The following is a 12,583-nucleotide window of genomic DNA, read 5'->3' on the forward strand; positions in this document are numbered from 1 at the left end:
TCCATATTTAACAATCATAAGCAGGAAAAGGATCACTGCTTATTTATTCACAAGCAGGCGTTGTCCGATTTTTATATCGTAGCCCTGCAAATTATTCCATTCCTGTAGCTGGGCAATAGACCGGTTGTACATTTTTGCAATGCCATACAATGTTTCTTTGGGTTGAACATCGTGGTATTGCAGTCCACCCCGGGATGCGGGGGCAGGAGCCGGTTTGGTGGTTACCGGGGCTGGAGCCGGCGTTTGCGGCAGGGTAGCCCTGGGCGCTGTGGCAGCTCCACCGGAAGTAGTTACCTGGCCGGCTTTTTTCAGGTCTTCTACCATTGCTACCGGAACACCTCCCTGCTGTTGGGCAGCGGGTTTGTTTTCCGGTGTAGCGGTAGCCCCGGAGGCTTTAGCTACTTCCTCTTTAATACCTTCTATTGCTTTACGTGGAGAAAAATCTTCCGGTGGTTCCTGGTCTTCTTCTTTCAGTACACGGGTATTTTTGGCCAGGCGGGGCGCATTAGAAGCAAAACCATCAAGGGTTAAACGCTGTCCGGCAGCTGGTTCTTCTCCTTCGTTCATTTTATTGCGCCTGCGTAACCATCTGAGCTGGATACCTTCCGCCTGTGCTACATCGTGCATCGTTTCTCCATTTACCACAGGGTGAAACTCTTTACCGCCTCTTTTACTTTTCTTCTGTAAGAAAACAATCATATCCCTGGTGGGAGGATTATCGCTATCCAGGTCATTGAAACGTACCAGCTTGCGAAGACGTTTATTGTATTGATCAGCCACTTTTATCAGGGAGGTGCCCGCCTTTACGAATACGGCTTTCCGGCCGTTGATCTCAAAAATACCTTTGGGATAGTTACCTGCCTGTTGTTTGCTGCGTGTATTATGATTAGCTCTGCTACCGGACGACCGGGGTTCTGCTCCAGGCGTTACCTCTGCATAGGATGTATTATCAGAAGATATGTTTATTGAGCCAGGCGCCATTTTACCCATAGCAATCAACGAGTATTGCTGCAGGTTATAATCTTCAATTACTTTTATCAGTTGCTGGGGATATGTTTTATTGGTAGCATACCCGGCTTGTTTCAGGCCAAAGGCCCATGATTTATAATCATCTCCATCAAACTGGAAAAGGAAAGCATAACGGGGGTTGCTATGCAAAAAATCAGAATGGTCCCTGTAGGAGTCTACTGCGGAGTCGTATACACGGAAACATTCCTGGGCGGCATCGTCATCGTATTTGATGGTTTTACCAGTCCAGGTATTTTTACATTTAATACCGAAGTGGTTGTTTGACTGTAAACACAGGGTACCGTTGCCGGATTGTGTTTCTACAATACCCTGGGCCAGTTTAATGGCGGCGGGCACGCCTGAGCGGCGCATTTCCTCAATGGCTAAGTTTTTATAGGTAGCAATATACTGCTGGGTCGTCATGGTTTGTGCCTGCAGTACGGTAACGAAGCCAATAAGAAAACTGACTACTAATAAGAATTTTCTTACTTGCATGTATTTTCGGATTTAATGGGCGTTTTATTTCTTCCTGATTATTAGTACTCCATCGCGGATGGTCAGGAGTACCTGTTCGGCGCGGTCATCTGCCAGCACTTTTTCACAAAAATCAACCATTGCCTTTGCCTGGCGGCCCCGTTCATTTTCAGGCAACAATACCTGTCCATGATACAACACGTTATCTGCCAGGATAAAACCGCCAGGACGCAGTTTTTCCCATACCAGGTCATAATATTGCTCATATCCGGCCTTATCGGCATCTATGAACACCAGGTCAAAAACTTCGTCCAGTTGTTCGATGACCTCAGCAGCCTTGCCTATGTGCATTTTAATCTTATGTGCATTCCCACTTGCCTCAAAGTACTTCTGGCAAAGGGTTTCCAGCTCTTCATTCACATCTACCGTGTGTAAGATGCCGTCTGGGGTAAGACCTGCCGACAGGCAGATAGCGGAATATCCCGTATAGGTACCCAACTCCAGGATGCGGCGGGGACGGATCATATAGCTCGCCATCCGCAGGAATTGCCCCTGTACCTGTCCGCTCAACATATGTGGCAACTCTACTTTCAGGTGTGTTTCCCTATTCAGTTTATACATCACTTCACTTTCCGGGCTGGTATACTTCTCTGAATAAGCCTCTACTGCCGCTGGTATGAGCTCCATATATTAAAATTTCTGCAAAGCTAAGGAAAAAGCAGAAAGCGGAAAGCAGAAAGCAAAAAGCTTTTACCACGAATGAATGGGATATATCCCTGAAATAGCATGACCGGCATATATTCATAAACGTTATTCACGGTGATTTTATTCTCACACTAAATAATGTTCATAAGCACTCCTCTGTCTGCTATCTTCCTTCGCAGCAATAGCTTTTTGCTTTCTCTTTTATGCTAGAAATTAGGCCGCAGCTTATTGGTAGTATAGAATACCCGGAAATATTCCACCACTTCATCGGCGGTGTCGAATAACTGGAGAAGGTCCAGATCCTGGGGATTGATGTTACTTTCTTTTTCCATCATTACATTACGGATCCATTCGAGCAAACCGCTCCAGTATTCACGTCCTACGAGTACCATAGGGGTTTCTTCCATTTTCTTGGTCTGGATAAGGGTAGCCACCTCAAAGAATTCGTCCATGGTACCAAAACCGCCAGGCATCATTACAAAGCCCTGGGAATATTTGGTAAACATGACTTTACGCACAAAGAAGTAGTCGAAATTCAGGCTATTTTCCGGATCGATATAAGGATTGGCATGTTGCTCATGGGGCAGGGTGATATTGGCGCCAACTGATTTTCCATGGGCCACCTGGGCGCCTTTGTTGGCCGCTTCCATTACCCCGGGGCCTCCACCTGTGATAATTCCAAAACCTTCATCTGCCAGTTTGGTAGCTATTTCCTGGGCCAGGTCATAATAACGGTTACCCGGCTTTGTACGTGCCGAGCCAAATATGGATATACAGGGGCCTATTTTTGCCAGCTTCTCAAACCCCTCAACAAACTCCGCCATAATTTTGAAAATCTGCCAGCTGGAATGCGCTCTTGTTTCCGTCCAGTCTCTCTCTTTAAGATTCTTTATACTACTGTTCATACGATGACTAATTTTAAGCCAATAAACACTTTCCCGGCATATACGCGGGTGGTGTAATTTATACAATAATTAGCTTACTGTCATCTCATTAGAAACAAAAAAGCAGGTAACTATAAAGAAACCCGCTTTACATTTAACACGTTATGAACGTGCAGCAATGTTTGAAACATTGCTGCAGAAACGTTGCTAATGCTGGCAATTGAAATAAATATTGTTGAAAATTTTTCGAATGCTACTATCGTTTTATTCAACAGGTGTTCTCATAACGCTTAATCTGCATTTAATTTATTAATTATTTGAGCAATAACCTAATTTAAATTTATCCAGATTACGCAAAGGTCATTCCCGCAGAGACGCAGAGAAACAAAGCAGCAAAGAACTGGGATTGGAGCGGATTTTAAGCCTGTTTTGCTGACTTAAAATCCGCTCTCTTATCTTTTAAATTCTTTGCTGCTTTGTTTCTCTGCGTCTCTGCAGGAAAAATTATAAGCGGCCGGTTACTTCCTGTGCCAGTCCGAAGGATAGGGTCATCCCCGCGCCACCCAGGCCATTGACAATAGTGACATTTTTCTCCGGGGAAAACACCAGGTCTGTTTGTCCATTGGTGAGTTTAGGATAAATGCCATGCCATTGTTCCTGGATCGTGTAAGCCGGTGCTTCCAGGAAGGTATGCATATACTTCAGGATCAGGTCATTGATAAACGCTTTATCAAATGGTTCGAAATCCGGACCATATTCATGAGAATCACCAATGGTCAATTCCCCGTCCCCGTTTTGAGAAATCAACAGGTGAATACCCCACTTTACGTAATCCGGCATTTCCTGCGCGTAGCGTTGTTTCAGCGATTGCAGGGCTTTGCAGCTTTCGAAGGAGGCATAATGGCCCAATGTTAAACCGGCACATAAAGCGGGCCCCAATTGCCAGTTGCCCGGTTGAGGAATGGTGCGCATCATCTGCAATTTGCACTTCTTCAGGGGCGCCTCCGCAAATGCCGCCGGGTACAGGGTTTCAAAATCCGCTCCGCTACACACAAACACTTCATCCACCTTCCATTTTTCATTCCTTGTTTCAATATAAGGCATGCTGATACCGTTTACGGCAGTACCAAAACGCACGGTTACCTTCATTTTCTCCTCCAGGTATTTTGCAATGGCAGCACTGGCCTGGCGTGGATTTACTGTCATTTCGGTAGGACTCCATAACGCGCCTTTTAGTCCTGTTGTTTTGATCGCACTGGTATATTTCCCTACCTGGGCAGGGGTAAGCAGTTCACACAGATAACCATTTCCCGGCGCCGCCTGTCCAAACTCTTCTAACACGGCCAGTTCATCCCGTTCGTACACGAGATGCAGCGAACCTGTTTCCTGGCATTGTAGCCCTGTAGCGACTGCCAGCTCCTTCCAGGTAGCGCGGCTGCGCATGGCGCGGTCGTACATTTTACCGGCAGTTTGACCGATAGGCCATACCAGTCCGAAGTTGCGGATAGAAGCACTGATGGCTTTACTGTTACGTTCAAATAAAACTACTTTTTTCCCCTGGGATGCCAGGTGATAAGACATGGCCAAACCTACAATACCAGCGCCTATTACCGCTACATCTGCCTGTTGTTGCATGATATGAAAAGTATATAAAGATTAAAAAATTGAGAGCAATTCATCCAGGGAAGCCACCAGGTGCGTATGCGGTCCTTTTTCGAGTTCCTCCCGGCTGTAAGCCCCGGTGGTAACGCCAATCACGTAGCGGCAACCTGCGTTGGTGCCTTCATCCAGGTCGGAAATGGTATCGCCGGTTTTAGCTACCGACTGAATACTGCGGATTTCCAGTTGTTCCATGATACGATAAATCATATATGGATAAGGGCGACCAAAAGGTACTTCATCACTTGTAGCTACAGCATCAATCAGTCCCTGCTGCTGCCAGCCTACTCTTTCCAGGATTACATTGGTGATGGCACGGTCGAAGCCCGTATCCAGCGCCACTTTGATGCCACGGGCCTTTAACGCCGCAAATACTGCGGATACACCGTCTTTTTCACGTACAGTGGGATGAGTGGCGTAATGTGATTTCATGTCGGCCACAAAACGGTCATGTAATTCATGAATGAAGGCCTCGTCGCTATGACGGCCATCCTGGCGTAATTGCAGCAAACAGCGAATAGCATATGGTTTGGCATATCCCATCACTTCATTTATTTCTTCCAGTGTTACCGTTACACCTGCCAGTTGCAGGGTATGTTGTAACACCTTGGCCACATTGGATTCATCGTGCAGGGTGGTGCCTGCAATGTCAAAAACAACTAACTGTATTCCCATCTTTCCTGATTTATTATGGCGCAAAGATAATCTCTATGTAAAATAAAGTTTAGCATTTATAAACATTTAACATGCGGATAATATACCTTCTAATCGGCCGGGTTACGCAAACCCGCTATGGCAGCAGCAGGATGCAAAACAAGAAGCCGGACCATCTTTTTTATCAGATGATCCGGCTTCTTGTAATATATCTCTTTAAAAAAATATCCGCTTAAAACCCTAAACCTGCGCCCACCCGGTATATCAGGTTGCTGCGATAAGGCGAACGGGCATCCTGTATCACATCATACAAAATGGAAATCCCTATACCTACTCTGCCACCTACACTCTGGGTATAACCGGCGCCTACCAGCAAACTGGGCACACTGTAGTTGGTTTTATAAGTCTGTTTCATGTTACTGCCATCATTGGCATACACCGTGGTAGACTGGCTAATAAAATTATACTCCGGCTGTATATGCACAAACACCATAGGTAAAGGATATACACGTCCCCATATACCGCCTCCGAAAATAGTATACTTATCGCGGGAATAGGTGGTATTGGAATAGATATCACGGGAACGGTATTGTCCGTACTGCGCATTCACGTTGATACCGGCTGCTATATAATCTGAAAAACGATAACCTACCAGGGGAGACACATCCACATTGGTATAATCCCCAAACACCATTCCCAGCGAGCCTCCCAGCACCAGGCGGGAAGGGTCGAATCCCTTATGGGTCATAGTATCCGTTTTATAATACTGTGCATGCACCAGCTGCCCGGCAGCCAGCAGAAAAAAACATATCAGTAATCGTTTCATGTTCAGATGTATTAAGTTTGGTATTTACCAGCAGTTTAAACTATCTGCTGGTAAAAAGGTTTAACAATCAAAAATTTTACCCCTGTTCAATATATTATTCGGGTCAAATATCTGCTTTATTTGTTTCATGAGATGCATGGAAGTCTGATCGAAAATGATATCCATATAATTTTTCTGTACCAACCCAATACCATGCTCTCCGGAGATAGTACCGCCCAGTTGTTTCACCAGCTCAAAAATTTCGCGTATACCTTCCTTGAGGGTACCATTCCATTGTTCTTCTGTGAGCTCGCCCCTGATGATGTTTACATGCAGGTTGCCATCACCGGCATGCCCGTAGCAAACAGAATGGAATCCGTACCGGTTGCCTATTTCCTTTACACCTTTCAATAGTACCGGTAATTCAGCCCGGGGTACTACTGTATCTTCTTCTTTGTAGATAGAATTGGCTTTCACAGCTTCCGCTACCCGGCGACGTAACCTCCAGAGTTCATCCTTTTGCTGGGAATCTTCCGCAAACAGGATTTCCCCGATATCAAAGCCCTCTACCACCCCTGCAATTCCCTCCATTTCCTGCATCAATACTTCAGGGTAGTTGCCATCTACTTCAATCAGCAGATGGGCCTGGATATCGTCTTCAATGCTTACCGCGCTGCTTTGTACATATTTTGTGACCCAATCCAAAGCATCTCTCTCCATAAATTCCATGGCAGAGGGGGTATATCCTGCGCGGAAAATGGCGCTCACGGCGGCACAGGCGCTTTCTGCGGAGCGGAAAGGCACCAGCATCAACAAATCATTTTTAGGTAACGGGATCAGGCGCAACACGATTTTGGTAACAATACCAAGGGTGCCTTCACTGCCTACTACCAGTTGGGTAAGATTATAGCCTGTGGCGTTTTTCAAGACATTAGCACCGGTCCAGATGATCTCCCCATTGGGCAATACCATTTCAAGATTTAAAACATAATCCTTTACCACGCCATATTTAACGGCCTTTGGGCCACCTGAATTTTCGGCAATGTTACCGCCTATAAAACAGGTTCCCCGGCTGCTTGGATCAGGGGGATAGAACAGTCCCTTTTCCTTTACGGCGTTCTGTAATTCTTCCGTAATAACGCCTGGTTCGGTGATTACCTGGAGATTTCTTTCATCTATCAGCTGAATGCGGTTAAAGCGCTCCATGGAAATGAGCACGCCGCCGTATTGTGCCAGGGCGCCGCCACTGAGCCCCGTACCACCACCACGGGGCGTTACAGGTAGTAATGCCTCATTACATAACCGCATAATCCGGCTTACCTGTTCGGCCGTATCCGGCTTTACTACCACTTCCGGCAGGTAATGCAGGTCTTCGGTTTCATCCTGTGCATAACGGCTCATACTTTCTTCGTCGGCCAATACGTATTGCACTCCGGCTATTTCGCGTAATGCCGCGATATGGGCGGCAGTTACTTTATTAAACGTTGTCATAAAACAAAAGTAATCATAATGCCGGTTAGGTGGTAATATGGGCCTGTTAAAATGAGGGGCAAATGGTGGATCGCCTTGCGTTGGAAAATGTGCGGTTGGTATACAAACCGGTGTATATAATACCTATTTCGTAGGCTCCCCTGCGGTTGGTGGCAGCAGATAATCCTGAAGTATTAATATCGTAGTTAAACATCAGTTTCAGCGCGTTGATCTGGTACCCTACCAGGAAAATAGCGGCATCGTTTGCACGGTAGTAGATACCGCCAAACAACTGTTGTACGCCATCGCCTGATAAGTTATACGCAGCATTTCCCCCCAACATAATTTCACGGGCACCTGCCTGTGTGGAATAGTACGCGGCGGGGTTGATAATCACTTTATCACTCATCTTAATGCTGGCGTTCAGAAAACCGATATAGCGGCGGGGCACTTTATTGTTGCCATCAAAGAACGTTTCGCGGGGAGTGTTAATATGTTGAACGGAAAAACCAGCGTTGATATAAATATTGTCGGTAGGGAAATATGCATAATTCATCCCTGCCTGCAAGTCGAAATAATTAATACTGCTTTGGGTAATGGGTTCACCGGTAGGTATCTGTGAGTCGAAGAACTTACCATTCCACTGATCGCCAAACGTCAGCTTACTGATATCCACTCTTTTGCCCGCGGAACCGGCATTAAATCCCAACGACAACAGGCTGCTTTGTCCCAGTAACTGGTGATAGGCAATAGATGCATATGCTTTGGTAGAAGTAAGATTGCCGGCCCCGGCAACGTCCCTGAGTACTACACCGCCCAGGCCTACCCAGCCATATTCCAGCTTGTCGCGGAATAGTTGGAAATCGCCATAAGCAGACATCGTTTTATACGGTACCGGAATGCTGGCCCACTGATCGCGGTAATTGATGCCAATACGGTAATTCCCATCAGGAATAAAGCCTGTATTAGCTGGGTTAGTTGTCAGCGGTGAATTAAAGAACTGCGAAAAGTGGAGGTCTTGCGAAAAGCCACTCACTGCAACAGTTAATAATAACGCCAGACATGTTGATAATTTAACGATCTGATTCATGGCTCATCATCTTAACAAGGTTACACTTCCGGATCTGCTGCCTTTGGTGCCGTCTGTAAACTCGAGGTTTACAATATAGGCATAAGCGTCCATTGGCTGAAGGTTCCCCTTAAACCGGCCGTCCCAGCCGATCCGGGGATCTGAACTTTCAAATACCAATTGGCCCCAGCGATTAAATATTTTAAGATTGAATTTGGTCGCTCCAAAAGCTTTTACATAAAAAATATTGTTCTTTCCATTCGGTGCAAAGGCATTAGGCACATCGAACAACGGCACTACAATAGCGCTTACCTCTTTACAGATAGTAGCGGCACAACCGGCCGAATTGATAGCCGTCAGGCACACGTTGTAATTACCTGTTCTTAAATACTGGTGCGAAGGTTCTGCTACCGAAGTGGTATCTCCATCTCCAAAATTCCAGAGATAGTGTATGGCATCTTTGGAAGTATTGGTGAACTGCAATGGCGTATTTTCAATCGGCGTTACCGGCGTGAAAGTGAAACCAGCCGTAGGAGGCGGTACTACCATTACAGATTTTGTAATACTGTCTTTCTTGTTACAGGTGTTGGGATCTTCTACCACCAGTTTAACATCAACATTACCGGGGATATTAAACGTATGTAATGGATAAGGATCTGTGGATGTTTTACCATCATCGCTGAATGTCCACAGGAACGATTCTCCACCGAGGGTGGTATTATTCATTTGCATGGTGACGCCCTGGCAAATAGTATCCGGCATGGTAAAAGCGGCTACCACGTTAATGGCTACACGCAATGGCCGCGTAACGGTTTGCGGCGCATTACAAAAGTTGGTATCCACCAGCGTTAAGCTGGCATTGTATATGCCGGCGGCTTTATAAAAGTGCATCACCGGCGTCATCATACTGGTATATTGCAACGGACTGCCGTCGCCAAAATCAAGTATAAATGAGCTATCCCTGTAGGGGTTGGAGGCAGGAGGCGGAATCGGATTGGTAAAAGAATATTTTAACTGGTCGCAGGGCTGCTCGCGTTTGGCTACCAGGTCAAACTTGGCTTCATTATTTCCCAGCTTTACATCGATATAAGCAGTATCGGATCCGTTACAGCTACTGGGATCAAACTTTACTACCCTGACGCGATAGGAACCTACTTTACTAAACAGGTGTTTTACGGTATCCAGCTCCGGACCGCCGGTCAGCAGCGGGGAACCATCGCCGAAAGACCATTCGTAGCTTTTGCCCGGGCGACCGGTAGTATCTACAAACGTAATTTCTTCCGGTGCACAATAGTTTTTACGGCGATCCAGCGTTTTGGCGCCAACTTTCACACCGTCCAGGTTAAATGCTATTTTGAGCGCGCCAAAGTTACACCCACGCGGAGGCGTGCTGGAATAAGCACCCGGCGTGGTAGGATATGCCGGTTTAAAACCCGACTGACTCACTTCGCACCAGGCACAAATACCCTGGTAAATAATACCGTTTCTATCGAACCGGCTGGTGCCTCCATCTACGTGTTCGTATAAACCATTTCCGCCAAAATAACTGCCGTACAGGGGTGCAACACCATCGCGCTGCAATACAAAGAAATAGAAGTCCATTCCATCTGTACTGCGCTGTAATGCGTCAGGACTTACATACATACCGAATGTAGTGGAATTGGGATAGCCATCGCCCTGGTTGATTCCTCCTCCCCAGCCCGACACATACACATTCTCACACCGGTCTACCAGGAAGGCAGTAGGGGAAATATTGGGAGAAGATACCAGCGCTCTGCTTTTACCAAACGTGGTAGAATATACGAAATCAGATAAATCTGCATTCAGCTTGGAAATAAACTGTAATCCGTTACCATTGTAATAATTGCTGGCCAGCAATTTAATGGGCCAGGCTCCTTCCGTGGTGCCCATTACATATACAAACCCCTTCTTATCGAGCTGAATACCATAGATCTGGTCAGCTGAAGGGTCATCAGATCCAAGGAAGGTGCTTTGTATGATGGACTGTCCGTCGTTGGTAATATGGGCAATAAAGCCATCACATACACCACCGCGATACGTTGTATACTTGGTATTGCCTTTAATCGGGAAGTCGCTGCTGGCCGTACCTCCGGCTACATACAGCGTATTCAGGCCATTTAATGCTATCACATAGCCTGCATCTTCCTTAGATCCTCCCAGGTAGGTAGACCATACCAGGTCCTGGCAGAGTGGATTTATTTTCATGACCACAGCGTCTTGTCCGCCACCAAAGGATGTTTGGAGCACGTTGCCCACTATAGGAAAATCGGCAGAGCGGGTAGAGCTGGTCATGTAAATATATCCTGCATCATCTATCACCACTTCACTGCGGGCATCGTCGCCATAATTACGTAACAGTACGCGGGCGCCGCCGGAACGCACGTCGCTGATATTTACACCGTCCTGGCCGGTACCGCCAATCACCAGCGATCCTATTATCTTGGTGGCGTCGGCATTGAATTTAGTGACTACAATATCCCATCCACCGCCGGGGCCTTTCTGCTTATCGGCGGGATAATCGCGGGAAGTGGTTCTACCGGCTACCACCAGGTTACCATCCTTATCCACAAACAAGCTGTGGGGCTGGTCGGCGCCATTTCCGCCCAGGTAAGTAGCATAAATCAATTTGTTCCCGGTGGGATTGAATTTGGAAATACCAATATCAAAACCTGTTTGTCCACCGGGGCCAATAAAAACGCTTTGCACTACGCCAGGTGTGGTAGGATAGCCAGCGCCAAACACAATACCTCCTCCGTAAAAATTACCGGCATCATCATAAGTAGCGGTAAAGCCCCAGTTATCGGCCCGGGAACCGGATACGGTGGAGAAAACATAAATCGGATCTATCACAAGCGGGTAGGCCGGGTTATAGTCGCCTGAAATCTTGAATCCCAGTTTATTGCCATTCAGTTTATAAGCTACCTTTACGGTTATACGTTCATTGTTAACATATTGATATGCAAAAGGCAACTGTTCTATTACATCTCCAACAGAGGTATGCACATACAGTTGTCCCTTTTTTAATTCCATGCCGGTAGGACCATCGTATTGCAACTGAATCTTGTCTGGATTAGCGCCGGGATGAATGATCAGGTCGTATTTCAGCTGGGAGCCTTCTGAGTAAATATGTGCATCGATACCGGGATACAGGGAATTGTAGTGAATACCCTGGAATGCTTTAACTCCGGCGGCCCATTTACTGCGATCGTTCCCGATAAAATAGTTGCTTACTACATCCTGTTGCTTTTCCGGTACCATTTCCGGGTTAGGGTTGGCATTCAGGAAAGTGATGTTATAGGCATGTCCTCTTACATCGGGGTAACTTCCAGGCCTTGGAGGCGGCTTTTCTCCACCGTTATCTCCCGGCAGGTGGGTGTCGGGCGTATTGGTGGAAACATTGGATTTGTTACTGAAGTCATTACGGTGAATGTACTTGATAGAATCGGCCCGGTGGGAATGTCCGTGCACTGCTTCATCCAGTGCCCACATATCATCCGGGTTATACATCAGGAACGTAAATCCGGTTTTCCTGAGAAAGACAGAAGCGCCATCAAACTCAGTTTTATAAATAACATCCGGGTTCCATTGTCCTTTGTTTTCTTTGAAATCCAGGGGAGTAAAATTCAGCGGCCGTTGCTGCGCCAGAGCAAGTCCTCCGGGAAGCAAGCAGCATATCATCCATCCAATAAGGCCGGTCGGGAAGGTAAATTTCAACGGGATCAGATTTATTTTATAGTTAAAAACCAATATAATACTATAAACGCAGAAGCCACTCAAATTGTTACGGTCCTGGAAAGCAGAAAGTGTTGAAAACGAAGAAAAACAGGTTAAACG

9 protein-coding genes are annotated in these 12,583 nt (G+C 46.5%); all 9 read right to left on the minus strand.

Features of this window, described 5'->3' with window-relative positions:
• Nucleotides 1–39: 39 nt before the first annotated feature.
• Nucleotides 40–1,503 (minus strand): glucosaminidase domain-containing protein, encoded by a 1,464-nt coding sequence (locus HGH91_RS16890; RefSeq protein WP_168739965.1) that lies wholly within the window; start codon nt 1,501–1,503, stop codon nt 40–42.
• Between the two features lie 24 nt (nt 1,504–1,527).
• Entirely contained in the window at nt 1,528–2,169 is a 642-nt protein-coding gene (locus HGH91_RS16895; protein ID WP_168739966.1) for an O-methyltransferase, read from the minus strand.
• A 224-nt stretch (nt 2,170–2,393) separates the two neighbouring features.
• The gene (locus HGH91_RS16900) at nt 2,394–3,092 is read right to left on the minus strand and encodes a TIGR00730 family Rossman fold protein (protein WP_168739967.1); all 699 of its coding nucleotides are present in this window, start codon (nt 3,090–3,092) and stop codon (nt 2,394–2,396) included.
• 483 nt (nt 3,093–3,575) lie between these two features.
• Nucleotides 3,576–4,706: a TIGR03364 family FAD-dependent oxidoreductase gene (locus HGH91_RS16905; protein WP_168739968.1), complete on the minus strand. Its 1,131-nt coding sequence runs from the start codon at nt 4,704–4,706 to the stop codon at nt 3,576–3,578.
• Between the two features lie 21 nt (nt 4,707–4,727).
• Nucleotides 4,728–5,405, minus strand: a complete 678-nt coding sequence (locus HGH91_RS16910) for a phosphonatase-like hydrolase (RefSeq protein WP_168739969.1) — start codon at nt 5,403–5,405, stop codon at nt 4,728–4,730.
• 211 nt (nt 5,406–5,616) lie between these two features.
• Nucleotides 5,617–6,210 carry a hypothetical protein gene (locus HGH91_RS16915; protein WP_168739970.1) on the minus strand — a complete coding sequence of 198 codons (594 nt, stop codon included), beginning with the start codon at nt 6,208–6,210 and terminating at the stop codon, nt 5,617–5,619.
• Nucleotides 6,211–6,270: 60 nt separating this feature from the next.
• Nucleotides 6,271–7,680, minus strand: a complete 1,410-nt coding sequence (locus tag HGH91_RS16920) for an FAD-binding oxidoreductase (protein WP_168739971.1) — start codon at nt 7,678–7,680, stop codon at nt 6,271–6,273.
• A 46-nt stretch (nt 7,681–7,726) separates the two neighbouring features.
• Complete coding sequence (locus HGH91_RS16925; protein WP_168739972.1) at nt 7,727–8,749, minus strand: PorP/SprF family type IX secretion system membrane protein; 1,023 nt, start codon at nt 8,747–8,749, stop codon at nt 7,727–7,729.
• 6 nt (nt 8,750–8,755) lie between these two features.
• On the minus strand, nt 8,756–12,463 hold the full coding sequence (locus HGH91_RS16930) for a PKD domain-containing protein (RefSeq protein ID WP_168739973.1): 3,708 nt from the start codon (nt 12,461–12,463) through the stop codon (nt 8,756–8,758).
• Nucleotides 12,464–12,583 lie beyond the last annotated feature (120 nt).

Source organism: Chitinophaga eiseniae, from assembly GCF_012641265.1.
Taxonomy (GTDB): domain Bacteria; phylum Bacteroidota; class Bacteroidia; order Chitinophagales; family Chitinophagaceae; genus Chitinophaga; species Chitinophaga eiseniae_A.